This is a genomic window from Pseudomonas sp. GW823-FHT02C05 (assembly GCF_058797595.1).
The window spans coordinates 902,595-925,810 of the sequence record NZ_JBXAJU010000003.1; the positions used below are offsets into that span (position 1 = coordinate 902,595).

Genomic DNA, 23,216 nt, shown 5'->3' on the forward strand with positions numbered 1-23,216 from the left:
TTAGGACGTGCTCGCGGCTGTTCTGTGCAGTGCCCATGCCAGTTCCTGGAACACCGTCGTAAAGCACGAAAAGCTGTCGTATCGAGGATGTTTCGCCGATTTTTAGCACTAATGACCTTCAGTGCATGGGGGCTTGATGCCTCGCATCGGGGCAGCCGCGCTCCAGAGGCGAGCGATGCGCTTCATCGCCCCTCGTAAAGGCTGGATGACGCCAGTCTTTACGCTTTCTTTATGCGCTGCCCGCCCCGTCGATCTCGTTCCTTTACAGGCACCCTGCGGACAATGCCTGCATTCGCGGCAATCGCCGTACCACGGAGACATTCCATGAACATTCTGGACGCGGTGTCGCTGCTGCTGGCAGTGGGCCTGTTCATTTATCTATTGGTTGCGCTGCTGCGCGCGGATCGGAACTAGGAGCTGCGGTTATGCACAGTTATGACTATTGGCTGATCCTCGCCTTCTTCGCTCTGGTGCTGTTGCCCGCACCTTGGCTGGGGCGCTTCTACTACCGGGTGATGGAGGGCCAGCGCACCTGGCTGACCCCGGTCCTGGGCCCGGTGGAGCGTGTCTGCTATCGAATCTCCGGGGTCGATCCACAGGTTGAGCAGAGCTGGCAGAAATACACCCTGGCTCTGCTGGCCTTCAACCTGGCCGGGTTTGTCCTGCTGTTTGCCATCTTGCTGTTTCAGGATCACCTGCCGCTCAATCCGCAGCATCTTCCGGGGCAGGAATGGACGCTGGCGTTCAACACCGCAGTCAGTTTCATGACCAATACCAACTGGCAGTCCTACAGCGGCGAAGCCTCCCTGAGCTACCTCAGCCAGATGGTCGGCCTTACCGTGCAGAACTTCGTCAGCGCTGCCACCGGGCTGGCGGTGCTGGTTGCCTTGTGCCGCGGCATTGGCCGGCGTTCGGTGCGCACCCTGGGCAACTTCTGGGTCGATATGACCCGCGCCACCCTCTACGGCCTGCTGCCGCTGTGCCTGCTGCTGGCGCTGTTCCTGGTCTGGCAGGGCGTACCCCAGACCTTTGCCCATTACGTGGATGCCCTGACCCTGCAGGGCAATGACCAGGTCATTCCGCTGGGCCCGGCCGCCAGTCAGATTGCCATCAAACAGTTGGGCACCAACGGTGGCGGTTTCTTCGGCGTCAACTCGGCGCACCCGTTCGAGAACCCCACGGCCTGGAGCAATTTGTTCGAACTGGTATCGATCATCCTGATTCCGGTGGCCCTGGTGTTCACCTTCGGCCATTACGTCAAGGACCTGCGTCAGAGCCGGGCGATCATCGCCTGCATGTTCGCCTTGTTCCTGATCGGCGGTGCTACCTCGCTGTGGGCGGAGTATCAACCCAACCCGGCGTTGCAGAACGCAGCGGTAGAGCAGGCTGCGCCCCTGGAAGGCAAGGAAGCCCGCTTCGGCACCACTGCCACGGTGCTCTGGTCGGTGACCACCACTGCGGCCTCCAACGGTTCGGTGAATGGCATGCACGACAGCCTCAACCCGCTGAGCGGTATGGTGGCGCTGATCAACATGATGGTCGGCGAAGTGATCTTCGGCGGCGTCGGCGCGGGCCTCTACGGCATGTTGCTGAACGTGTTGATCGCAGTGTTCCTGGCCGGGCTGATGATCGGTCGCACCCCGGAATACCTGGGCAAGAAGCTACAGGCCAAGGAGGTGCAGTTGCTGGTAGTGACCCTGATGGTGATGCCCATCGGCGTCCTGGTGCTGGGCGCCCTGGCCGCCAGCTTGCCGGGGCCGGCAGCAGCCATCAGCAACCCGGGGCCCCATGGCTTCAGTCAACTGCTCTACGCCTACACCTCGGCCAGCGCCAACAACGGCTCGGCGTTCGGTGGCTTCAGCGCCAATACCCCGTTCCATAACCTGATGCTGGGCCTGGGCATGCTGATCGGTCGCTTCGGCTACATCCTGCCGGTGCTGGCCCTGGCCGGCAGCCTGGCGATGAAGAAGACCGCACCCATCGGCCAGAACAGTTTTCCCACCCATGGCCCGCTGTTCGTGGCCTTGCTGACCGTGACCATCTTGCTGGTGGGCGGCCTGACCTTCCTGCCGACCCTGGCGCTGGGCCCAATCGCCGAACACCTGAGCATGGGCTTCTGAGGACCTGATGATGAATATGCATGTTCCTGCCTCGAACAAAGCCGCCGATGCGCTCGCCAAGAGCCAGCCGGCCAAGGCCGAAGTGGCGAGTACCGCAATCTCGGCCCTGTGGCGCCCGGCGCTGATCCAGGCTTTCGTCAAGCTTGACCCGCGCCAGTTGCAGCGCTCGCCAGTGATGCTGGTGGTGGAACTGACAGCGATCCTGACCACCGTGCTGTGTTTCATTCCGGACACCGCAGTGCCGACCTTCGTCGCCGCCCAGATTGCTCTCTGGCTGTGGTTCACGGTGCTCTTTGCCAACTTCGCCGAGGCCCTGGCGGAAGGCCGCGGCAAGGCTCGCGCCGACAGCCTCAAGGCCGGTAGCGAGGGCTTGAGCGCCCGCCGCCGGGCCGGCGACGGCAGCTATCAGCTGGTGCCGGCGGTCAATCTGCGCAAAGGCGACGTGGTGCGGGTCGAAGCCGGCGAAATGATTCCCGGCGATGGCGAGGTGATCGAAGGTATCGCCGCGGTCAACGAAGCGGCAATCACCGGTGAATCGGCTCCGGTGATCCGGGAATCCGGCGGTGACCGTTCGGCGGTGACCGGCAATACCCGGCTGGTCTCCGACTGGCTGCTGGTGCGCATTACCAGCAACCCCGGCGAGTCGACCCTGGACCGCATGATCGCTCTGGTGGAAGGTGCCAAGCGGCAGAAGACACCGAACGAAGTGGCCCTGGATATCCTGCTGATCGGCCTGACCCTGATCTTCCTGCTGGTGGTGGTGACCCTGCAGCCCTTCGCCCACTTTGCCAATGGCAGCCTGCCGCTGGTGTTCCTGGTGGCGCTGCTGGTGACCCTGATCCCCACCACCATCGGCGGCCTGCTCTCGGCCATCGGGATCGCCGGGATGGACCGCCTGGTGCGCTTGAACGTGATCGCCAAGTCCGGGCGCGCGGTGGAGGCGGCGGGTGACGTGCACGTGTTGCTGCTGGACAAGACCGGCACCATCACTTTCGGTAACCGCCGTTGCAGCGCCATCTACCCGGCGCCGGGCGTCAGTGCCCAGGTACTGGCCGAAGCGGCCTTGATGGCCTCCCTGGCGGACGACACCGCTGAAGGCAAGTCCATCGTCGAGTACCTGCGGGAGCTTTATCCACAGCCCGAGCCGGGCAGCGATCTGCTGACGGCAGTGCCTTTCAGCGCTGAAACCCGACTGTCCGGGGTCGATTACCAGGGCCGGGTCTATCGCAAGGGTGCAGTGGATTCGGTGTTGAGTTTCGTCGGCCTCAAACGCAGCGAGCTGGCACCGGCCCTGTCCCGGGAGATCGACAAGATCGCCCAGAGCGGCGGCACTCCGCTGCTGGTCTGTGCCGAGGGCCGGATGCTCGGCGCCATTCACCTCAAGGACGTGGTCAAGCCCGGCATTCGCGAGCGTTTCGCCGAGTTGCGCAAGCTGGGTATCCGTACCGTGATGGTGACCGGCGACAACCCGCTGACCGCTGCGGCCATTGCCGCCGAAGCCGGAGTCGACGATGTGCTGGCCGAGGCCACGCCGGAGAAGAAGCTGGCGCGCATTCGCCACGAGCAAAACGACGGGCGTCTGGTGGCCATGTGCGGTGACGGCGCCAACGACGCACCGGCATTGGCCCAGGCCGATGTCGGCATGGCCATGAACGACGGCACCCAGGCGGCGCGCGAGGCGGCCAACATGGTCGACCTGGACAGCGACCCGACCAAACTGCTGGATGTGGTGCAGATCGGCAAGGAGCTGCTGGTGACCCGGGGTGCCCTGACCACCTTCTCCATCGCCAACGACGTGGCCAAGTACTTCGCCATCCTGCCGGCGCTGTTCGCGGCGATTTATCCACAGCTGGGGGTGCTCAACATCATGGGGCTGGCCAGCCCGCAGAGCGCAATCCTTTCGGCCATCGTGTTCAACGCCCTGATCATCGTGGTGCTGATCCCCCTGGCATTGCGTGGGGTGCGGGTACAGGCGGCCAGTGCCGCGCACCTGCTGCGGCGCAACCTGTTGATCTACGGCGTGGGTGGCATTGTCGTGCCCTTTGTCGGGATCAAGCTGATCGACATGCTGTTGACCGCGCTGCACCTGGTGTAACCGGCCTGCAGATCTGAGCGAATCGAGGAGTGAGAAATGACTAGCGTAGTGCGTCCGGCCTTGAGCCTGATTGTGTTGATGACCCTGATCACCGGTGTGGCCTATCCCCTGGTGGTGACCGGCGTGGCCCAGTTGGCCTTCCCGGAACAAGCCAATGGCAGCCTGGTGCGCGATGCCGACGGCAGGGTGCGGGGTTCGGCCCTGATCGCCCAGGATTTCGTCGGTGATGCCTGGTTCCATCCGCGCCCTTCGGCGGGGGCCTTTGCCACGGTATCCAGCTCTGCCAGCAACCTGGCGCCGAGCAACCCGGCCCTGGCCACGCGGGTGATCGAGGATGCCGGCAAGCTCCTGGTACCGGGGCAGGGGCCGGTGCCCCTGGCATTGCTGACCACTTCGGGCAGCGGCCTCGATCCACACTTGCCACCGCAGGCAATTGACTATCAACTGGCGCGGGTCGCGGCGGCGCGCAACCTGTCGCCAGCCAAGTTGCAGGCCCTGGTGGACGCCCATATGGAGCAGCCGCTGGTGGGGCCGCCGGTGGTCAATGTACTGGCCCTGAACCTGGCCCTGGAACAGCTGTAGCCGCTGCCGAACCTGCGAGGCTGCAAAATGCCCCGCAGGGGCTTCCAGCCCCAGGGAGCGCTGGCAAACGCAACTGAAGTGAGCGCAGATTGAACCGAATGCCTTGTCGCAGAGAGATAACCCATGAGTGATTCCGGTCGAGCCGACGCGCTGCTAGCCGAGCTGCCACGGGACGGCCGCGGCCGGCTCAAGGTGTTCCTGGGCGCCGCCCCCGGGGTTGGCAAGACCTACGCCATGCTCCAGGCGGCCCATAGCCAACTGCGCCAAGGGGTCAAGGTGCTTGCCGGGGTGGTGGAGACCCACGGCCGCGCCGAGACCGAAGCCTTGTTGAGCGGGCTGCCCCAGCAGCCCTTGGTGCGTTCGGAATACCGTGGCGTATTGCTGGAGGAAATGGACCTCGACGGCCTGCTCAAGGCCAAGCCCAAGCTGGTACTGGTGGACGAACTGGCCCACAGCAATGCCCCGGGCAGCCGGCACGCCAAGCGCTGGCAGGACATTCAGGAGTTGCTGGCGGCCGGGATCGACGTCTTCACCACGGTCAATGTCCAGCACCTGGAAAGCCTCAATGACCAGGTGCGCGGCATTACCGGGGTCCAGGTCCGCGAAACCCTGCCTGACTGGGTGTTGCAAGAGGCCTATGAGTTGCTGCTGGTGGACTTGCCGCCCCGAGAGCTGCTGGAGCGTCTGCGGGACGGCAAGGTCTACGTGCCGGAGCAGGCGCGGGCGGCCATCGATGCATTTTTCACCCAGACCAACCTCACCGCCCTGCGCGAACTGGCGATGCAGGCCGCCGCCGCCCAGGTGGACAACGACCTGGCCCAGGGCTATCGCCAGTTGGGGCAGGCGGCACCGGCGGTGCGCGGGCGGCTGCTGGTGGGTATCGACGGCGATGCCCAGGCGGAGCGGCTGGTACGTCACGCCAGCCGTGTGGCTCAGCGTCGCCACCTGCCCTGGAGCCTGGTGCATGTGGATAACGGCCGGTTGCGCGACGAGCAGGCACGCTTGCGCTTGCAGGCTGCTCAACAACTGGCCGAGCGCCTGGGCGGGGAAGTGGTCCTGTTGCGCGCCGGCGAGGTGGCCAAGACCCTGATCCAGCACGCCGCGGAGCGTCGCGCCAGCCTGCTGCTGGTGGGGCAGTCCAGGCGCCGCTGGCGCCGGCGCTGGTTCGGTGGCGGCTTGGCGGCGCGCTTGCTGCGCAATGCCGATGGCCTGGAGATCAATGTCCTGGACAGCGAGCCCCAGCCCCATCAGCCGGGCCTGCGGGTCAAGCATTCGCTGATCTGGTTCGACTACGTCCTGGCAGTCCTGGCCACCCTCCTGGCCAGCGCCCTGGCCTGGGGGGTGGCCAGTGTCCTGCCGTTGCCGAACATCTCCCTGGTGTTCCTCGCCGCGGTGCTGCTGGTGGCAGTGCGCAGCAGCCTGGGGCCGGCCCTGGCTTGCGCGGCGCTGTCCTTTCTCAGTTATGACTTCCTGTTCATTCCGCCGAACTTCTCCCTGGCCATCCAGCGGGAAGAAGATGTACTGACCCTGCTGTTCTTCCTGCTCATGGCCGCGCTGACCGGCAATCTGGCGGCCCGCCAGCGCCGGCAGTTGCAGGCGTTGCGCGATACCCAGGAGGAAACCGGCGAGCTCCTGGACCTGTCGCGCAAGTTGACTGCCGCCACTGACCGGCAAGCGGTGATCAGCGCCGCGGCCCAGCATTTGAATGGTCGCGACGAGTTGCGTGTCTGCCTGATCAACCGCGACGGGCAGGGTGGATGGAAAGTCGAGACCGGTGGTTCGCCGCAGTTCTCCGAGGCCGAGCGCGCGGCGGCCGACTGGGCCTGGCAGCATGACCAGCCGGCGGGGCTGGGCACCGGGACCTTGCCCTTTGGTCGATGGTGGTGGTGGCCGCTGTCGGTGGATGACGGGCCCCTGGGGTTGCTCGGTGTCTGCCCCCGTGAGGGCGAGGAGTTCAGCGGCCAGCGCCGGCGCCTGCTCACTGCGCTCAGCCAGCCACTGGCCCAGGCCCTGGCACGGGCGCGGCTGGCCGAGGACCTGGAAGCGGCGAGGCTGCACGGGGAGACCGAACAGTTGCGCAGCGCCTTGCTGGCTTCGGTATCCCATGACCTGCGCACACCGCTGACCTCAATGCGCGGCAGTATCGACAGCCTGCTGGCCCTGGGGGAAGCGATCCCCCTGGAAGATCGGCGAGAGCTGCTGGAGGGCACGCGGGATGAGGCCGAGCGCCTGGACCGCTATATACAGAACCTGCTGGACATGACCCGGCTCGGCCATGGGGCCCTGAAGCTGGCCCGGGACTGGGTCGCGCCGGGGGATATCGTCGGCAGTGCCCTGAACCGCCTGCGGGCGGTGCTGGCGCCGTTGCAAGTGGCCACCGAACTGCCAGCGGACTTGCCCTTGCTTTACGTCCATGCGGCGCTGATCGAGCAGGCGCTGGTCAATGTGCTGGAGAATGCTGCCCGCTTCTCGCCACCCCAGGGCCATCTGCAGTTGAAAGTCAGTGCCAGCGAGCAGGAATTGAGCTTCGCCGTCAGTGATGAGGGCCCGGGGATTCCCGAGGATGAGCGGGCAAAGATCTTCGACATGTTCTACACCGCTGCCCGTGGCGACCGCGGCGGGCAAGGCACCGGCCTGGGCCTGGCGATCTGCCAGGGCATGGTCGGCGCCCATGGCGGGCATATCAGTGTCGCCGAGGGCATTGGCGGCAAGGGGACATGCATCACCTTGCACCTGCCGTTGCAGACCCAGCCGGAGCTTGAGTCCGACCTGTGAATACCTGTAGAACGCGCTGCGGCCTTGCCGCGTCAGCGCCACACGGATGCGGCATGCCTTGCGCTACGCTTTTGCCTCTTAATTTGTCTTGAACTGAAACCATGAGCCAGACCGCGACCATCCTGGTCATCGACGACGAGCCGCAGATTCGCAAGTTCCTGCGCATCAGCCTGGCGTCCCAGGGATACAAAGTGATTGAAGCCGGGACCGGCACCGAAGGCCTGGCCCAGGCCGCCTTGAACAAGCCGGACCTGCTGGTACTTGATTTGGGGCTGCCGGACATGGATGGGCAGCAGGTGCTGCGCGAGTTTCGCGAGTGGTCGGCGGTGCCGGTGCTGGTGCTTTCGGTGCGTGCCAGCGAGTTGCAGAAGGTCGAGGCGCTGGATGGTGGTGCCAACGACTATGTGACCAAGCCTTTCGGTATCCAGGAGTTCCTGGCGCGGATTCGCGCCCTGTTGCGCCAGGCGCCGAGCGGGGAAGTGCAGGAGGCGGCGTTGCAAGTGGGGCCGCTGACGGTCGACCTGGCTTATCGGCGGGTGCTGCTGGACGGTGTCGAAGTGGCCCTGACCCGCAAGGAATATGCGGTGCTGGCCCAGCTGGCGCGGCACCCGGGGCGGGTGATTACCCAGCAGCAACTGCTCAAGGACATCTGGGGCCCGACCCACACCGAGGACAGTCATTACCTGCGGATCGTGGTCGGGCACTTGCGCCAGAAGCTGGCGGACGATCCGACCCGGCCACGCTTCATCGTCACCGAGGCGGGGGTCGGCTACCGCTTGCTGGGCGCCGATTCCTGAGTTTGCGGCCTTTCGCTACTGGTCCTGCTCGTAGCGGTCCAGGGTATCGCTGGCAATCTCACGGCCCAGGGCGATCAGCTCCGGCGCCTTGTAGAACTCGAAGAAGCGGCAGACGCGCTTGGGCACGTTGATGAGGATATCGGGCGGGTAACCGGCGATCTTGTACTGCGCCAGGGAGGTCTGCATGACCTCGAAGCTCTGGTTGACCAGGTCCAGCAATGACGCCGGGCCGACGTTGTCTATGATGAAGGAGCCGCTGGCGGATTTCGGCGCGCCGTCGGTTTGCGGCGCGGCGGCCGGTTGCTGGGCTTCCGGTTCGGCGCCCTCGACCCATGGATTGATCTCCGCGGCTTCGCTCTTGAAGGCTTCCTGCTCGAGCAGTAGCAGTTGTTCGGCCTGCTTGCGGCGAAACGGCAGGTGTGAGCCCAGGGAGTTGATCAGGCTGTCAAAGCGGCTCTTGAACGCGGGTGGGCGCTGGATCACCGGTAACTGGTAGTGGCGCTGGTTGGTGGAGTTGAGGTTCACCGCAATGATCAGGTCGCAGTGGCTGGAAACCACCGGAACGATGGGCAGCGGGTTGAGCAGGCCGCCGTCCACCAGCATGCGGTTGCCCTGCATGACCGGGGTGAACAGGCTGGGGATCGCGGCGGAAGCACGCATGGCCTGATGCAGGCAGCCTTCCTGGAACCAGATTTCCTGCTGGTTGGTCAGGTCGGTGGCGACGGCGGTATAGGGGATGCGCAGGTCTTCGATGTTCACTTCGCCGACGATCTTGCGGATCTGGCCGAAGACTTTCTCGCCGCGAATCGCCCCCAGCCGAAAGCTCACGTCCACCAGGCGCAGCACGTCGAGGTAGTCCAGGCTTTCGATCCATTCCCGGTACTCGGCGAGCTTACCTGCGGCGTAGATGCCGCCGACCACCGCGCCCATCGAGCAGCCGGCAATGCAGGCGATGTCATAACCGCGTTTTTCGATTTCCTCGATGACGCCGATATGGGCGTAACCGCGAGCGCCCCCCGACCCAAGGACCAATGCGACACGTTTGCTCATGATTCGTCCCTTCGACAAACAGGCTGCAACAATGCACCCATAGCGCCTCGTGGTTCAATTGCTGATGCGCTGCGGGGCCTGTGAGTTTTTTTCTAGGGCCGCCGGGGCCGCGAGGCTATGCTCCTGCAGCTATATTTTCCAAGGGGTGGGACTGGCACTTTTTCCTGCGGCCATCGTCTTAACCTGTACGACTGTTTTCCCTATCTTGAGGTGTCATCGATGAAAGCCTGGATCTGCCTGCCCCTGATTGCGTTGGTATTGACCGGTTGTGCAGGCAAGACTGCCTACCGTGACAGTTGCGGCACGCAGCTGGACGCTGCCTGGCACGAGCTGGACCTGGCCAAGGCCGAAGGTTTCGCTGGCACCGTGAGCTACTCCAAGGCGTTGTCGCTGCTGACCGGAGCCAAGACCCAGCAGCAGTTCGAAGCCTTCGAAGGCTGCACCAACAAGGCCGAGAAGGCGCGTTTCTACATTCGTGAATCCCGGGCCGGGCGCTGAGCCGCGACAGCCGCTAAGCTGGTCCGACAATCATCACCGCGAACCTGAATGATCTGGCGCAATGCCTGTCGCCGGTTCGCGGTGCCATTCTTGGAACTGGATAAGCCGAAGTCAGGCTTTTGACTCGTGTTGGGGAAGCCTCGATGTCTGCCTTGGTTGATCGTTTGGTGGCTCAGGTTCTGGGCCTGGAAGTGAGTTTGCTGGCTTGTCAGGCCCGCTTGTCGGCCGCCACGGATGCCGAGGCCTTGCATGATCTGCGCATCAGCGTGCGACGCTTGCGCAGCCTGTTGCGCCCGTTGCGTGGCCTGCCCGGAGTGGAGCAACTGGAAGCCGCGGCCAGCGAAGTGGGGCGGGTGACCACGCCGATTCGTGATCGTGAAGTATTGGCGGCCTATCTGCATCAGCATGGCCAGCATGCTGCTGCCGACCGTCGTACCTCACAACTGTTGCATGAGTACTCGGCAGTGGCCGCGGGGGCGGAATTGGCGCAGTTGTTTCTGGTGCTGGATGCCTTCCCCAGGTTCCTCCGGGCCTCTGAGCGCCAAGGTTTGCTGCGGGGCCTGCGCGGCAGTATCGAAAAACGCCTGGCCAAGCAGTGGAAAGCCTTGGGCCAGGCGCTGCTGGACCCTGCCCACGACCGTCATCGCCTGCGTCTGCTGATCAAGCGGGTGCGTTACGCCGCCGATGCCTATCCCGAGTTGGATCGCTTGCCCTCCCAGGCGATGAAGCGCCTCAAGGCGGCTCAGAGCGCCCTGGGCGATTGGCATGATTGCTGGCAATGGCTGGCCCAGGCCGAGCAGCAACTGGATTTGCTGCCCTGTGTGGCGGTCTGGCGCAGAACCATGCTCAAGGCCGAGGCCCGCTCCGATCAGGTGTTGGAGCAACTGCATCGCGATTGCTTCAAGCGGTGAAGGCCAAAGGGCGGCTTATCTGTCCGCTGCTTTGGCCGGAATAATGGCTGTGTGGCTCTGCGACGCTGGTTAAGATCCCTCAGTCTATTTTTTGTCCCCCGAGGTTTTCATGCGTTTCTACGATTTGCTCGAAGCCGTTCGCGGCCAGCCCCAGGCGCTGACCATTCCGGCGGAATGGGCCCAGGGGCGCGCCAGTTTCGGTGGCCTGGTGGTTGCTCTGCAGTATGAAGCGATGCGGGCCAAGGTTGCGGCGGACCGCCCCGTGCGGTCGCTAGCGGTCACCTTTGTCGGCCCGGTGGCGCCAGATGTGCCGGTCAGTTTCGAGGTGGATGTGCTGCGCGAAGGCAAGGCCGTCAGCCAGGTACTGGGGCGGGTCATGCAGGAGGGTCAGGTGGTGACTCTGGTGCAGGGCAGTTTTGGCGCTTCCCGTGAATCGTCCGTCAGTGTGGCCGCCGAGCCAGCGCCCGAAATGAAACACTGGGATGACTGCCAGGAGCTGCCTTATATCCAGGGTGTGACGCCGGAGTTCATGCGTCATCTGGCAATGCGCTGGAGCATCGGTGGCCTGCCATTCACCGGCAATCGCTCCCGCGACATGGGTGGTTGGGTGCGCTTGCGTGGGGATGTGAAGGAAGAGCCGGTCACCGAGGCGCATATCCTGGCGCTGGTGGATGCCTGGCCGCCGGCGCTGTTGCCGCACCTGACCAAGCCCGCTGCGGGCAGCACCCTGACCTGGACCATCGAGTTCGTCCAGCCGTTGCTGGAACTGAGCACTCTGGACTGGTGCAAGTACCGGGTGGAAATCGAACACGCGCGTGACGGCTACGGGCATGCGGCAGCGGCCTTGTGGAATGCTGAGGGCCAATTGATCGCCCTGAGCCGCCAGACGGTGACCATCTTCGCCTGAGCCATCAATGCCGGTGGCGCTGCAACCAGGCACGCCACCAGGCACCGCTCAGGACAAAGCGCGGAAAGGTCACGAACTGTTCCACCAGCAGCCGTTGCACGGCATCCTTGCGATCACTGAAGGGCTCGGCGGCCTGGACCTCCAGGCTGTGTCCGTGGCGCTGCAGGCCCAGGGCTGCGAGGATGCCGACCACACCGATGGCCAGGCTCAGGAAGCTCAAGGAAAACACGCCTGAAACAATCAGCAGAAAACCGATGATGAATAGCGGTACGGCAATCAGGTGCAATACCAGATTGGCAGGGTGCTGGTGATTCTGCGGGTAGACGCGCCATTGCCAGGCGGGGAGGTTGGGGTGACGTTTGCCCATGATGATCATCCTTAGTTCTTTAAGACTCATGAACCAAGGATAGGGGCCAGTTGGGATGGCGGCGAATCAAGGCTGGCTATCGGTGCGATAGCCAGTAGAGGGGGGTAGAGGCACTCGGATCAGAGTTTCAGCTGGCCTATGGCTTTGCTCAACTCACCGGCCAGGGTCGCCAGTTCACTGCTGGTGGTGGCCGAGGCAACGGTCTGTTGCACGGTGTTCTCGGTGACATCGCGAATGCTCACCACCGCCCGGTTCATTTCTTCCGCTACCTGGCTCTGCTGTTCCGCTGCGACAGCGATCTGCGTGTTGCTTTCGCGCATCTGGGCTACGGCGCCGGTGATTTCCGCCAGTGCCGCGCCGGCTTCCTGGGCCTGTTGCACGCAGTCATCGGCCTTGAACGAGCTTTCCTGCATGAAATCCACGGCATCCCGGGTGCCGGCCTGCAGGGCCGAGACCATGCTGGTGATCTCGTCGGTGGAGGTCTGCACACGCTTGGCCAGGTTGCGCACTTCATCTGCTACCACGGCAAAACCGCGGCCCATTTCCCCTGCTCGAGCGGCTTCGATGGCGGCGTTGAGTGCCAGCAGGTTGGTTTGCTCGGCGATGCTGTGGATAACGTTGACCACGCCATTGATCTTCTGGCTGTCCTCGGCGAGCTTCTGAATCATCTCGGCGGTCTGCTGCACGCCATTGGAAAGCCCGGCGATGGATTTCTGCACCCGGCCCACCACTTCATGGCCGGTACCGGCCAGGGTGTCGGCGGTCTGCGACAGGTCCCGGGTGGCACCGGCATGCTGGGCGATGTGATAGACGGTGGCGGACATCTCGTTGATGGCCGTGGCGGCCTGATCGGTTTCGCTCTGCTGGCCGAGCATGCCGTGGCGTACATCGTTCATGCTCGAGGCCAGGCGTGCGGCGCCCTGGTCCAGCTGCCGGGCGGTATTGGCCACGGTATTGACTACCCGCTGGTATCCGGCCTGCATGGCATTGAAGGCGCTGGCCATCTGACCCACCTCGTCCTTGCAGGACAGCGGCACGCGAGCAGACAGGTCGCCGGTCTTCTCCACGTGCAGCATGACGTCCTTGAGGGTGTTGAGTTGGCTGAGGAGAAAACGGATCAGCAACTGCGAGGCGCAGAGCATGGCGAACATCAGGATGAACACTGCGACGGCGTAATTGGTGAAACGATCGCTGAAGACCTGGGCCAGGCTCGGGGCGTAGGCCAGTACGGCGACCTGCTGGCCGTCGGCGCGCTGGATCACGTCAGCGCCCAGTAGCGGATTTTCACCGAACAGCGGCATCGGGTTGAGCTCGACCCAGCCGTTGGCGCCGTTGAGTTCGCTGAGAGTCTGCTCGTTGAGGCTGGGGGTCTGCCCCCGGGAGAAATACAGCAGGTGTTCGGCGCTGGGCAGCGCCTGTCCGACGGGCCAGGCGCCGAGCAGCCTCGCCTCGGCCTGGGCGGCAGCCTGGGCTGTCTGGCTGCGAGCCTGTTGCTCCAGTTGCACGGCGTACAGCACCAATAACAAGGTGGTGACGAAGGCGACTGCATTGACCGCCCAGAATTTGTACTTCAGCGAGATATTGCTAAGCCAGGCACCCATGGAAGGTCTTCTCTGATTGAGCGAAACAGTATTGGCAAGGTGCCATTATTGTGCCGCCATGATCTCGGAAAAATCTTGATGTGGGTCAAGCAATCTCTGGCAAGCGAAAAAACGCCCGAGAGCAGGCGGTACTGTGGCTTGCAAGCTCTTCCAGGGTTTCACCGCGGTGCAACGCAACTTCTCGTAAAACCTCGGTCAGATAGGCTGGTTCGTTACGACCATTTTTCGGCTTTGGCCGCAAGCTGCGGGGTAGCAGGTAGGGGGCATCGCTTTCCAGCATCAGGCGCCCGCGGGGGATGTCGCGTACCAGCGGGTGCAGGTGGGTGCCGCGGCGTTCGTCGCAGATCCAGCCTGTGATGCCGATGTGCAGGTCCAAATCGAGGTAGCTGAACAGGGCCTTTTGTTCACCGGTAAAGCAGTGGACTACAGCAGCCGGCAAGCGATCACGGAAATCCCGCAGGATGTCCAGCAAGCGCTGGTTGGCGTCACGTTCGTGGAGAAACACTGGCAACTGCAACTCGACAGCCAGGGCCAGGTGTTCTTCCAGGACTTTTTCCTGTTGCGGGCGGGGAGAGAAGTCCCGGTTGAAGTCCAGGCCGCATTCGCCCACGGCGCGTACCCGCGGCTCTCCAAGTAGAGCGCGCAAGCGTCGCGGGCTGTCGGCATTCCAGTCGCTGGCGCTGTGGGGATGCAGCCCGGCGGTGGCAAACAGTCTCTGCCCGTCGGCGTCCAGTTTCTGGCACAACTCCAGGGCCTGTTCACTGCCTTCGACGCTGGTTCCGGTGAGGACCAACTGGCACACCCCAGCCTCATAAGCACGATTGAGAACGGCTTGGTGTTTTTCGGCAAAACTGGGATTGGTCAGGTTGACGCCGATATCGATGAGTTGCATGGTGCTATCTCCGCCAGCGGCCGGAAAGCATATCAGAGCTGTAGATTTATAAGAAAAACCAAGAACTACAACGAGTTATAGCTGTCTTTTGCTGCCGGACCAGAGCAACGGCCACGTTCTTCAGCGCCATTGCACGGGTCTTTCGCAGCTTGCCAGCGCTCAAGGCGCTCTGTTTCTGGCAATCAATTCTTCAAAAAACGACGAAGGGTTGAACAGTATTCTTTGCGGAGAACGGATGACCCGATCCTCGATATTGCTCGCGCTGTGCCTGTCATTGCTGCTGCCCTTGCCGGCGCTGGCGCGCTTGCCCGGGCCACTGGAAGCACACGCCACGGGAAAAGTGCGCGACCTGGCGGAAATCCGCAGCAGCCGGGTACTCCGGGTGCTGGTCAATCAGAGCCGCAATAGCTCCGGAGAAGTCCAGGGCCAGGCCATAGGTGTCGAGTACCACCGCCTGCGCTCGTTCGAGCAGTACCTCAATGGCCATGCTCGCGACGGCCAGGAAATCAGCCTGAAGATCATTCCCAAAGCCAAGGATCAATTGCTGGGTGCATTGCAGCGGGGCGAGGGCGACCTGGTGGCGCCTGGTGAGCTGCTGGAAGCCCATCCCGGAAATGCGGTCAGCTCCAGCGACCCGATCGTCAGTAATGTTCCCCTGCTGCTGGTCGGGATCAAGGGTGAGCGCCGTTATACACGGATCGAACAGCTGTCCGGCAAGACCCTGACCCTGACTACCGGTAGTGCGGCGGGGGACGCGGTCAGCCAGATCAATCAGAAGCTGGCCCTGCACAAGCTGGCGCCGATCAAGGTGGAGTGGGTCGACCCCAGCCTGGCGGTGGAGGATGTGCTGGAAATGGTCCAGGGCGGCATTTTCCACCTGACGGTTGTCGAGCAGCCGATTGCCGAACGCTGGAGCAAGATCCTGCCCAAATTGCGTTTGGACAGGCAGTTGAAGATCAGTGAGCCGGGTGAAGAACACTGGTTTGTCCGGCGCGATGCGTCGATGCTGCGGGCGAGTATCGACCGCTTCCTCAAGACCTATAAGGCGCCGGCGGATCAGGATGTGGCGTTCCTGCGTATCTACCGACGCCAGTATCAGGTGCACTATCCCCTGGCGCGGGCCGACCGTCAGCGTCTGGAAAAACTGCGTCCGGTTTTGCAGAAGCATGCCGGCGAGCAGGGCATGGACTGGCTGAACCTGGCGGCGCTGGCGTTCAAGGAGTCAGCGTTGCAACCCCCTTCCAGAAGCGGCAGCGGCCCTACCGGGCTGATGCAGATCACGCCTTCGGCAGCGCAGCGGGTCGGGGTCAACAATATTCAGTCCGTAGATAGCAACGTGCAGGCAGGCGCCAAGTACCTGGCGATGATTCGCCGTAAATTTTTTGCCAGCCCCAAACTCAATGAGCGCGAGCGCATGGCATTTGTGCTGGCGGCCTACAACATGGGGCCGGAGCGGGTGCAGGGTATGCGCAGTGAAGCCCGGCGGCGGGGGCTCAACCCCAACCAGTGGTTCTTCCAGGTGGAGCGCATCGCCATGGAGCAAGTGGGCATGGGGGCCGTCAGCTATGTTAATAGCGTCAACAAATACTATCTGGCCTTTGATCGTGAACGAGACTCCCTGGAGCCTCCGGAGCGAAAAGTTGCGTCACGTAAATAATCTAAAAAATCGATTATTAGCTTGGGTAATTTCCGCTTTTAACATGATTAAAACTGATTAGTATGGCGACCAACTTTCCTACCTTCACACAGGACTACACAGCATGAGCACACTGACCAACAAGCTACTGGGCACTCGCGCGGGCTACGGCTTGACCGTACTGCGGATCTTCGTCGGCATCATCTTCGTGGCTCACGGCTCGCAGAAACTCTTTGGCTGGTTTGGTGGTGGCGGTCTGGCGGGAACGGCGCAGTGGATGGAGAGTATCGGCCTGGCTCCCGGCTATTTGATGGCGTTGTTATCGGGGGGCACCGAATTCTTTGCCGGTCTGGCATTGATCATTGGCCTGCTGGCGCGTCCCGCTGCATTGGGCCTGTCGTTTACCTTGCTGGTGGCGATTTTCTCGGTGCATATCAGCCATGGCCTGTTCATGGCCAACAACGGTTATGAGTTCGCTCTGGCACTGCTTGGCGGCACTGTCGCAGTTCTGATTGAGGGGGCCGGCAAGCTGTCTCTGGATGCGGCAATCGCCAAGTAAGTCGATGCGCGGGCGGTGTTCCAGAGGCTCTGGATCAGCCGTCGGCAAAGTTATCCCAGGCCTGCGAATGCAGGCCTTTTTCGTTGCTGACAAATCTTGACACTGACCTGTCGGCTTCTCTAGGATGCTGCTCATGCGCCGATTTAAACAGCTACTTGCGGGGCGCCAGGTGAGTCGAAAGATCACTGATAGAAGCTATAGTCAGGCTTCGAAATACCGCTAAAGCGCTGGTTCGGTGTTGCCTCTCACCTGCCCGGCAGAAATCTGAGGCAGAGACACAATACGATGAATGCACCACGCCCCCTTGTACGTCTTGCGCCGATCACGGCGAGTCTTTCCCAGCGCAATCCGAAAATCCTCCTGGGTGGCAAGCACCAGCCCACACTATTGCGTTATCTCGACGGTTGGCCACGACGTTCCCCGGGCCCAGCGGCGTTTCTGATTCAATTTGTCGAAGAAGGTGAGTCCCTGGCACGCTTTGCCAGCGACAGCTTCGATCTGGCGGTCATTCCGGCACCCAGTGCTGCGGATGCTGCTGAAGTCATCAAGCAACTGACCCGCGTCGCTCGCCAGGGGTTGATCATCCGCCGCCAGTTCAGCAGTTGACCCGCCGGTAGTGCATCACGGCTGCTGAACTGCGCCTTGTACAGATCGGAATTCCATTGAACAGAAACCGACTGGAACGTCTTCAGTCGTGGCGGCTGTCCGTCATTTGGTGGCGATTAATGGCTTGATGATCAAACTACGGCATTGCGTTTGGCCAATTCGGCCAAGGCCACCAGGTTGGAAACATTGAAACGCTTGAGTAACCGCACTTTGTAGGTGCTGACGGTCTTGTGACTGATCAACAGCGCATCGGCAATCTGCTGGTTGTTCAGACCGGTAGCCAGCAGTTTCAGCACTGTTATTTCGCGGTCGGTCAGGCGGGAAATCAACACACTCTCCTGGTTGGCGGCGTTGGTGTTCTGCTGCAGGATATTAATGGTGTCTTCCGGAAAGTAGCTGTACCCGGAAAGGATGGCCTTTACCGCATTGGCCAATTCGTGAAGGTTCTCGGTCTTGCACAGAAAGCCTGCGGCTCCGGCTTGCAGGCAGCGCAGGGCGAAGTTTTTCGAATCACTTGAGGTCAGTACCAGGGTCTTGACGTGCAGCCCGGCGGACTTGATGTGCGCGATGACCGAGAAACCATCCAGGTTGGGGATGCCCAGGTCGAGGATCAGCAGGTCCGGCAGGTGTTTGCGCACCAGTTGCACGGCATCGGCACCGTTGTCGGCTTCGGCGACGATATTGTGATGATGAGGATCCAGCACCGACCTGATGGCCAGTCTGATCAGTGGATGGTCATCGACGATAATGATGTTGCCCATGTGGTACTTTCCCTTTGTTTTTGAGGTGTTGGTAGTTATTGGCTAGCTCTGTGGGGAATGGGTATCAAGCAGTGTGGCGTGCCGATTGCCGACGCTCTTGTCGAACCTATGCCCTGGGCCGTACGGCTCGGCTGTTTGGCCCTATGATTGGCTGACCTCTCTGAAATCTAAATCGGACAAATCTGATAGTGATGTCCATAGATCGGTGGCAGATGCCGCTCATGACGTGCCGGCTTTGTCGGCTCATACAACTAATGCGCAGCATGCATAAGGCTGGAGGCTGATTAGCCAATTGAGTACCAAGCTCATCACACAGGATGGTTACGACGCTCTGAAACAAGAGCTGGACTATTTATGGCGGGAGAAGCGCCCGGATATCACGCAGAAGGTCACCTGGGCGGCCTCGCTGGGCGATCGCAGCGAGAATGCGGACTATCAGTACAACAAGAAGCTTCTGCGGGAAATCGATCGTCGGGTGCGCTACATACGCAAGCGCCTGGAAGACATGAAGGTGGTTTCCTACGCGCCGGAACAGGAGGGACGGGTGTTCTTTGGTGCTTGGGTCGAAGTCGAAAACGAGGCGGCCGAGATCAAGCGCTTTCGTATCGTCGGTTACGATGAGATCTACTTGCGCAAGGACTACATCTCCATCGATTCGCCCATGGCCAGGGCGTTACTGAAGAAGGAAGTGGGTGACGAGGCCGTTGTCCACACCCCGGCAGGTGAAACCTGCTGGTGGATCAACCAGATCGATTATGTGAAGTAGGCTCGCCGACCTGGGCAGGCGAGCCTTGGGCTTTCAACCTTCGCGCAATACATTCAGCGGGCTGGCGTTCAATGCTCGACGGGTACCGAAAACTCCCGCCCCGCCTACCAGCAGCGCCCCCACCAGAGGCAACAGTAACAGCCATGGATGCGGGTGCCAGGGCAGATCGAAAGCGAACCGGTAGAGCACCAGGCTGACCAGTTCGCACCCCAGTGCTGCCAGCAGGCCGCTGACTGCGCCCAGCAGGCCGAACTCGATCCGCCTGGCTTTCACCAGCAGTTGCCGCTCGGCCCCGAGGGCACGCAGCAGCGCCCCCTGGCGAATGCGTTCGTCCAGGGTGGCCTGGAGTCCGGAAAACAGCACTGCCATTCCTGCCGCCAGGACAAACAGCAACACATACTCCACCGCCAGGGTGACCTGGGCCAGGATGCTGCGCAGTTGTTCCAGCAGGGCTTCGACCTGAAGGATGGTCACGGCCGGGAAGGCCCGGGACAGCTCGACAATCTGCTGATCGTGCCCAGGGCTCAGGTAGAAGCTGGTCAAGTAGGTTGCGGGCAGATCCTTCAAGGTGCCCGGTTGGAAGATCATGAAGAAGTTTGGCTGGAAGTTGTCCCAGTTGATGCTGCGCAGGCTGGTGACCCGGGCCTCCCGGTTGGCGCCGGCGACCGTGAAGGTCAGATGATCACCCAGCTTCAGCTTCAGGCTCTGCGCCACCTTGGCCTCGACCGAGACGCCGGGCAACCCGTCATCTGGCTGGGCTGACCACCAACTGCCCTCGATAATGCTGTTGCCGCTGGGCAGATCGGCGGCCCAGGTCAGGCTCAGATCGCGTTGTATGGCCCGATCACCGCTGGAATCCTTGCTGACGATCTCCCTTACCGGCTCGCCATTGATGCTCACCAGGCGCCCCGGAACCACGGGGTACAAGGGCGCCGAAGGGGCGGAGAGCTGCACCAGGCGCTCGCTGAAGGCCTGTTTTTCCGCCGGCAGAATGTTCAGTGCGAAGTAGTTGGGGGCATTTTTCGGCAATTGGTTTTGCCAGGTGTCCAGCAGTTCGCCCCGCAGCAGGGCAATCAGCGCCATGGACAACAGAATCAGGCCGAAAGCCAGGGATTGCCCGGCCGCAGCCAGGGGGTGACGCAGCAACTGGCCCAGGCCCAGGCGCCAGGGCAGGGCGGCGCGGGCCAGCAGGCGCCGCAGGCTTTGCAACAGCAACAGCAACAAGCCACCCAATACCAGTGCCGCCAGCAGGCCACCGCCCAGCAGGGCGAAGGTCAGCACCAGGTCCAGGCTCAAGCGCCACATGATCAGGCCCAGGGCCAACAGAGCGGCGCCGTAGATCATCCAGGTGCTGGAGGGGATTGGCAGCAGGTCGCGCCGCAGTACGCGCAAAGGCGGCACCCGTCCCAGCGCAGCCAGGGGCGGCAAGGCGAATCCGGCCAGGGCCACCAGCCCGGTACCGATGCCGGCGATGGCGGGTAGCAATCCCCCGGGTGGTACGTCGTTGGGCAGCAGGTCATGTAGCAGGTAAAACAGGCCGAGCTGGGCCAGCCATCCCAGCAACGCCCCACTGAGGCTGGCCAGCAGACCCAGAACGCCTAGCTGTACGCTGAACAGCAGCATGGTTTCCCGGCGTGAGAGGCCCAGGCAACGAAGCAGGGCACTGGCATCAAAGCGTCGCGCGGCGAAGCGATTGGCCGACAAGGCTACTGCAACCCCTGACAGCAGCACCGCTACCAGGCTGGCCATGTTCAGATAACGTTCGGCCTTGCCCAGGGCTCCACCGATCTGCTGGTTGCCATCGCGGGCATCCTGCAGCCGCTGGTTGGCGGCCAGCGCCGGCTTGATCTGTTGACGATAGGCCTCAAGCGCCGGAGCCGGTCCGCGCCACAGTTCCTTGAAGCTGACCCGGCTGCCAGGCTGGACCACGCCGGTGGCTTGCAGATCTTGCAGGTTGATCAGGACCCGGGGCGTCAGGCTGTAGAAGTTGCCGGCCCGGTCAGGCTCGTAGGTCAGTACCCTGGCCAGGCGCAAGGTTTTCATGCCGACGTCGATGCTGTCGCCGATCTTGAGGTCCAGCGCAGTCAGCAAGCGCGGTTCGACCCAGGCGTCTCCGGGCGCGGGACCGCCGCCGGGCTCCTCGACCCCATAGGGGGCTGGGGCACTCTTGAGCTGCCCCCTCAGGGGGTAGGCTTCGTCGACGGCCTTGATGCTGGAGAGCTGGATCGCATTGTCGGTGGCAATGACGCTGGAGAACTCGACTATCCGCGCATGATCCAGCCCCAGTTTCAGGCCGCTGTCGAGCTGTTCCGGGCGTGCTGTGGAGCTGCCTTCCAGCAGCAGATCGGCGCCGAGGAACTCGGTGGCGCGTAACAGCATGGCGCCGTTCAAGCGTGCACCGAAGTAGCCGATGGCCGTGCTGGCCGCAACCGCTACCAGCAAGGCGAAGAACAGTACCCGCAACTCTCCGGCACGGGCATCGCGCAACAGTTGGCGGACAGCGAGGCTGAACAGGCGCGGCAGCGGCAGACGTGCCATCAGGGCTCCAGAGGGGCGACCAGCAGGCCCGCTTCAAGACGGATCAGGCGCCGGCAACGATGGGCCAGGCGTTCATCATGGGTCACCAGCACCAGGGTGGTGCCGCTTTCCTTGTTGAGTTCGAACAGCAGGTCACTGATGCGTTCACCGGTATGGCTGTCGAGGTTGCCGGTGGGTTCATCGGCAAACAGCACATCGGGTTCGGCAGCGAAGGCCCGGGCAATGGCTACCCGCTGTTGTTCGCCACCGGAAAGCTGGCGTGGCGAGTGGCTAAGGCGCTGGCCAAGGCCAACCCGCTGCAGCAGTTCGGTGGCCCGCTCGCGGGCATCGCGACGGCCGTCCAGCTCCAGGGGCAGCATGACGTTTTCCAGGGCATTGAGGCTGTCGAGCAATTGGAAGGACTGAAAGACAAACCCTACATGCTCGGCCCGGATACGGGCCCGCTGATCCTCGTCCAGCTGGCTTAGGGCCTGGCCGGCGAGGGTGACTTCGCCGCTGCTGGGCAGGTCGAGCCCCGCCAGCAAGCCAAGCAGGGTCGATTTGCCGGAGCCGGAGGCGCCGACGATGGCCAGGCTGTCACCCTGGCTCAGCTCGAGGCTGAGTTCATGCAGGATGGTCAGTTCACCTTCCGCGCTGGGAACCACTTTGCTAAGGTTCCGCGCAGTGAGAATGCTTGCGCCCATGGAGAATCCGATGCGTGTATGGTTTTTGAGTGCCGGCCTGGCCTTGATGTGCATGGCCCAGAACGCAGCGGCGGGTACGGTCCTGATCGTTGGCGATAGTATCAGTGCGGCTTTCGGCCTGGATACCCGTCAGGGCTGGGTAGCCCTGCTGGAAAAGAGGCTCAAGGACCAGGGTTTTAACGACAGGGTAGTCAATGCCTCGGTCAGTGGTGACACCAGTGCCGGGGGCCAGGCGCGGCTGCCGGCGCTGCTTGCAGAGCATAAGCCTGAAGTGGTGATTCTCGAGTTGGGGGGTAACGATGGCTTGCGCGGCCAGCCGCCCCGGCAATTGCAACAAAATCTTGCTTCGATGATCGACAACTCCCAGGCCCAGGGTGCCAAGGTGCTGCTTTTAGGCATGCAATTGCCGCCCAACTATGGCGTGCGCTATACCCAGGCCTTTTCCCAGGTCTACAGCCAGTTGGCCAGCGAGAAAAAGGTGGCCTTGGTGCCGTTTTTTCTTGACGGGGTCGGGGGGCATCCCGAACTGATGCAGGCAGACGGTCTGCACCCTGCGGCAGCGGCCCAGGGCAAGTTGCTGGAAAATGTCTGGCCGACGCTAAAACCGCTGCTTTGACGCTTTTCTAGTGACAGTGTTTCGGCTAATGTGGCGCCCCCGATTTGGAGCCCCCGATGCCGCGTCCCGCCTGGTCCCTGTTTGCCTATCAACTGATCGAGCCTGATGAGCAGCTTGACCTGTTCGCCTGCCAGGAAGTTCGGGTGCATCTGGTGACGCGTCAACTGGAGTTGGGCGGCTCTGCCGACCGCACCTTGTGCGGCACTTTGTTGCCCGCGCAACCGCGCTGGTCGAGCGTGGATCGGACGATTTTCCAGGACCAGCGACTCTGCCCGTTGTGCCGGGCGATTCTGGAGTCGCAAAAACGTGGCACTCCGCCAATCTGGCCTGAGCTGCGTTTCGAGTTGTAGGCGGCCGCCAGCAGGCCGTTTCGACAGGGAATTCATGTGTCTGCGCTTGTCTCCCCGGCCTGGCTGCCGTAGCCGGAGGGCGGGGTGTACAATCGTGTTTCTTTCA

Annotated in this window: 22 protein-coding genes; 15 read left to right on the top strand and 7 right to left on the bottom strand. The window is 62.6% G+C overall.

What is annotated here, in order from left to right; genetic code table 11:
• Nucleotides 1-324: 324 nt before the first annotated feature.
• The 6 genes from kdpF (at nucleotide 325) to AC1RGE_RS20615 (ending at nucleotide 8,369) form a co-directional block, all read left to right on the top strand.
• Nucleotides 325-414 (top strand): K(+)-transporting ATPase subunit F, encoded by a 90-nt coding sequence (gene kdpF / locus AC1RGE_RS20590; protein ID WP_019092894.1) that lies wholly within the window; start codon nucleotides 325-327, stop codon nucleotides 412-414.
• An 11-nt stretch (nucleotides 415-425) separates the two neighbouring features.
• The gene (gene kdpA, locus AC1RGE_RS20595) at nucleotides 426-2,120 is read left to right on the top strand and encodes a potassium-transporting ATPase subunit KdpA (protein ID WP_015636557.1); all 1,695 of its coding nucleotides are present in this window, start codon (nucleotides 426-428) and stop codon (nucleotides 2,118-2,120) included.
• A gap of 10 nt (nucleotides 2,121-2,130) precedes the next feature.
• Nucleotides 2,131-4,215 carry a potassium-transporting ATPase subunit KdpB gene (kdpB, locus tag AC1RGE_RS20600; protein ID WP_011062568.1) on the top strand — a complete coding sequence of 695 codons (2,085 nt, stop codon included), beginning with the start codon at nucleotides 2,131-2,133 and terminating at the stop codon, nucleotides 4,213-4,215.
• Nucleotides 4,216-4,251: 36 nt separating this feature from the next.
• Nucleotides 4,252-4,797 carry a potassium-transporting ATPase subunit KdpC gene (kdpC, locus tag AC1RGE_RS20605; RefSeq protein ID WP_065365465.1) on the top strand — a complete coding sequence of 182 codons (546 nt, stop codon included), beginning with the start codon at nucleotides 4,252-4,254 and terminating at the stop codon, nucleotides 4,795-4,797.
• Between the two features lie 123 nt (nucleotides 4,798-4,920).
• A complete protein-coding gene (locus tag AC1RGE_RS20610; RefSeq protein ID WP_492584919.1) occupies nucleotides 4,921-7,572 on the top strand; it encodes an ATP-binding protein in 2,652 nt (883 codons plus the stop codon).
• A gap of 101 nt (nucleotides 7,573-7,673) precedes the next feature.
• On the top strand, nucleotides 7,674-8,369 hold the full coding sequence (locus tag AC1RGE_RS20615; protein ID WP_011062565.1) for a response regulator: 696 nt from the start codon (nucleotides 7,674-7,676) through the stop codon (nucleotides 8,367-8,369).
• Nucleotides 8,370-8,384: 15 nt separating this feature from the next.
• On the opposite strand, the gene AC1RGE_RS20620 is transcribed toward AC1RGE_RS20615, so the two are convergent.
• Nucleotides 8,385-9,419, bottom strand: a complete 1,035-nt coding sequence (locus AC1RGE_RS20620; protein WP_011062564.1) for a patatin-like phospholipase family protein — start codon at nucleotides 9,417-9,419, stop codon at nucleotides 8,385-8,387.
• Nucleotides 9,420-9,638: 219 nt separating this feature from the next.
• Here AC1RGE_RS20620 and AC1RGE_RS20625 point away from each other — a divergent pair, with 219 nt between their 5' ends.
• From AC1RGE_RS20625 to AC1RGE_RS20635, 3 genes are all read left to right on the top strand, one after another.
• On the top strand, nucleotides 9,639-9,917 hold the full coding sequence (locus AC1RGE_RS20625; RefSeq protein ID WP_011062563.1) for a hypothetical protein: 279 nt from the start codon (nucleotides 9,639-9,641) through the stop codon (nucleotides 9,915-9,917).
• A gap of 143 nt (nucleotides 9,918-10,060) precedes the next feature.
• A complete protein-coding gene (locus tag AC1RGE_RS20630) occupies nucleotides 10,061-10,828 on the top strand; it encodes a CHAD domain-containing protein (protein WP_011062562.1) in 768 nt (255 codons plus the stop codon).
• 109 nt (nucleotides 10,829-10,937) lie between these two features.
• The gene (locus AC1RGE_RS20635) at nucleotides 10,938-11,735 is read left to right on the top strand and encodes an acyl-CoA thioesterase (protein ID WP_011062561.1); all 798 of its coding nucleotides are present in this window, start codon (nucleotides 10,938-10,940) and stop codon (nucleotides 11,733-11,735) included.
• A gap of 4 nt (nucleotides 11,736-11,739) precedes the next feature.
• Here AC1RGE_RS20635 and AC1RGE_RS20640 read toward each other — a convergent pair whose 3' ends face one another.
• From AC1RGE_RS20640 to AC1RGE_RS20650, 3 genes are all read right to left on the bottom strand, one after another.
• A complete protein-coding gene (locus tag AC1RGE_RS20640) occupies nucleotides 11,740-12,102 on the bottom strand; it encodes a hypothetical protein (protein ID WP_015636551.1) in 363 nt (120 codons plus the stop codon).
• Nucleotides 12,103-12,221: 119 nt separating this feature from the next.
• Entirely contained in the window at nucleotides 12,222-13,703 is a 1,482-nt protein-coding gene (locus tag AC1RGE_RS20645; RefSeq protein WP_019092890.1) for a methyl-accepting chemotaxis protein, read from the bottom strand.
• A gap of 85 nt (nucleotides 13,704-13,788) precedes the next feature.
• A complete protein-coding gene (locus AC1RGE_RS20650; protein ID WP_019092889.1) occupies nucleotides 13,789-14,595 on the bottom strand; it encodes a TatD family hydrolase in 807 nt (268 codons plus the stop codon).
• Nucleotides 14,596-14,830: 235 nt separating this feature from the next.
• Here AC1RGE_RS20650 and AC1RGE_RS20655 point away from each other — a divergent pair, with 235 nt between their 5' ends.
• The 3 genes from AC1RGE_RS20655 (at nucleotide 14,831) to AC1RGE_RS20665 (ending at nucleotide 17,396) form a co-directional block, all read left to right on the top strand.
• Nucleotides 14,831-16,252: an MltF family protein gene (locus tag AC1RGE_RS20655; RefSeq protein ID WP_019092888.1), complete on the top strand. Its 1,422-nt coding sequence runs from the start codon at nucleotides 14,831-14,833 to the stop codon at nucleotides 16,250-16,252.
• A gap of 103 nt (nucleotides 16,253-16,355) precedes the next feature.
• Nucleotides 16,356-16,790 (top strand): DoxX family protein, encoded by a 435-nt coding sequence (locus AC1RGE_RS20660; protein ID WP_011062556.1) that lies wholly within the window; start codon nucleotides 16,356-16,358, stop codon nucleotides 16,788-16,790.
• Between the two features lie 285 nt (nucleotides 16,791-17,075).
• Nucleotides 17,076-17,396 (top strand): hypothetical protein, encoded by a 321-nt coding sequence (locus AC1RGE_RS20665; protein ID WP_011062555.1) that lies wholly within the window; start codon nucleotides 17,076-17,078, stop codon nucleotides 17,394-17,396.
• A 131-nt stretch (nucleotides 17,397-17,527) separates the two neighbouring features.
• On the opposite strand, the gene AC1RGE_RS20670 is transcribed toward AC1RGE_RS20665, so the two are convergent.
• Nucleotides 17,528-18,157: a response regulator transcription factor gene (locus tag AC1RGE_RS20670; protein WP_011062554.1), complete on the bottom strand. Its 630-nt coding sequence runs from the start codon at nucleotides 18,155-18,157 to the stop codon at nucleotides 17,528-17,530.
• A 292-nt stretch (nucleotides 18,158-18,449) separates the two neighbouring features.
• On the opposite strand from AC1RGE_RS20670, the gene greB reads away from it, so the two are divergent.
• Nucleotides 18,450-18,923, top strand: coding sequence for a transcription elongation factor GreB (gene greB / locus AC1RGE_RS20675; RefSeq protein ID WP_011062553.1), 474 nt, complete (start codon nucleotides 18,450-18,452; stop codon nucleotides 18,921-18,923).
• A 33-nt stretch (nucleotides 18,924-18,956) separates the two neighbouring features.
• On the opposite strand, the gene AC1RGE_RS20680 is transcribed toward greB, so the two are convergent.
• Nucleotides 18,957-21,461 (bottom strand): ABC transporter permease, encoded by a 2,505-nt coding sequence (locus tag AC1RGE_RS20680; protein ID WP_492584921.1) that lies wholly within the window; start codon nucleotides 21,459-21,461, stop codon nucleotides 18,957-18,959.
• Nucleotides 21,461-22,144 carry an ABC transporter ATP-binding protein gene (locus tag AC1RGE_RS20685; protein WP_019092885.1) on the bottom strand — a complete coding sequence of 228 codons (684 nt, stop codon included), beginning with the start codon at nucleotides 22,142-22,144 and terminating at the stop codon, nucleotides 21,461-21,463. The genes AC1RGE_RS20680 and AC1RGE_RS20685 overlap by 1 nt, the downstream gene beginning before the upstream one ends.
• Nucleotides 22,145-22,154: 10 nt before the next feature.
• Between AC1RGE_RS20685 and AC1RGE_RS20690 the strand changes: the two genes are divergently transcribed.
• Entirely contained in the window at nucleotides 22,155-22,760 is a 606-nt protein-coding gene (locus AC1RGE_RS20690) for an arylesterase (protein WP_492584923.1), read from the top strand.
• A gap of 56 nt (nucleotides 22,761-22,816) precedes the next feature.
• Nucleotides 22,817-23,110: a hypothetical protein gene (locus AC1RGE_RS20695; RefSeq protein WP_007931378.1), complete on the top strand. Its 294-nt coding sequence runs from the start codon at nucleotides 22,817-22,819 to the stop codon at nucleotides 23,108-23,110.
• The last annotated feature ends 106 nt before the right edge of the window (nucleotides 23,111-23,216 follow it).

Coding starts and splice junctions, on each gene's coding strand:
- AC1RGE_RS20690 (WP_492584923.1), top strand. CDS start 22,155: ATGCGTGTATGGTTTTTGAGTGCCGGCCTGGCCTTGATGTGCATGGCC.
- AC1RGE_RS20630 (WP_011062562.1), top strand. CDS start 10,061: ATGTCTGCCTTGGTTGATCGTTTGGTGGCTCAGGTTCTGGGCCTGGAA.
- AC1RGE_RS20625 (WP_011062563.1), top strand. CDS start 9,639: ATGAAAGCCTGGATCTGCCTGCCCCTGATTGCGTTGGTATTGACCGGT.
- kdpC (WP_065365465.1), top strand. CDS start 4,252: ATGACTAGCGTAGTGCGTCCGGCCTTGAGCCTGATTGTGTTGATGACC.
- kdpB (WP_011062568.1), top strand. CDS start 2,131: ATGAATATGCATGTTCCTGCCTCGAACAAAGCCGCCGATGCGCTCGCC.
- AC1RGE_RS20670 (WP_011062554.1), bottom strand. CDS start 18,157: ATGGGCAACATCATTATCGTCGATGACCATCCACTGATCAGACTGGCC.
- AC1RGE_RS20620 (WP_011062564.1), bottom strand. CDS start 9,419: ATGAGCAAACGTGTCGCATTGGTCCTTGGGTCGGGGGGCGCTCGCGGT.
- AC1RGE_RS20680 (WP_492584921.1), bottom strand. CDS start 21,461: ATGGCACGTCTGCCGCTGCCGCGCCTGTTCAGCCTCGCTGTCCGCCAA.
- AC1RGE_RS20655 (WP_019092888.1), top strand. CDS start 14,831: ATGACCCGATCCTCGATATTGCTCGCGCTGTGCCTGTCATTGCTGCTG.
- AC1RGE_RS20635 (WP_011062561.1), top strand. CDS start 10,938: ATGCGTTTCTACGATTTGCTCGAAGCCGTTCGCGGCCAGCCCCAGGCG.
- AC1RGE_RS20695 (WP_007931378.1), top strand. CDS start 22,817: ATGCCGCGTCCCGCCTGGTCCCTGTTTGCCTATCAACTGATCGAGCCT.
- kdpF (WP_019092894.1), top strand. CDS start 325: ATGAACATTCTGGACGCGGTGTCGCTGCTGCTGGCAGTGGGCCTGTTC.
- AC1RGE_RS20665 (WP_011062555.1), top strand. CDS start 17,076: ATGAATGCACCACGCCCCCTTGTACGTCTTGCGCCGATCACGGCGAGT.
- kdpA (WP_015636557.1), top strand. CDS start 426: ATGCACAGTTATGACTATTGGCTGATCCTCGCCTTCTTCGCTCTGGTG.
- AC1RGE_RS20660 (WP_011062556.1), top strand. CDS start 16,356: ATGAGCACACTGACCAACAAGCTACTGGGCACTCGCGCGGGCTACGGC.
- AC1RGE_RS20645 (WP_019092890.1), bottom strand. CDS start 13,703: ATGGGTGCCTGGCTTAGCAATATCTCGCTGAAGTACAAATTCTGGGCG.
- AC1RGE_RS20615 (WP_011062565.1), top strand. CDS start 7,674: ATGAGCCAGACCGCGACCATCCTGGTCATCGACGACGAGCCGCAGATT.
- AC1RGE_RS20610 (WP_492584919.1), top strand. CDS start 4,921: ATGAGTGATTCCGGTCGAGCCGACGCGCTGCTAGCCGAGCTGCCACGG.
- AC1RGE_RS20685 (WP_019092885.1), bottom strand. CDS start 22,144: ATGGGCGCAAGCATTCTCACTGCGCGGAACCTTAGCAAAGTGGTTCCC.
- AC1RGE_RS20640 (WP_015636551.1), bottom strand. CDS start 12,102: ATGGGCAAACGTCACCCCAACCTCCCCGCCTGGCAATGGCGCGTCTAC.
- AC1RGE_RS20650 (WP_019092889.1), bottom strand. CDS start 14,595: ATGCAACTCATCGATATCGGCGTCAACCTGACCAATCCCAGTTTTGCC.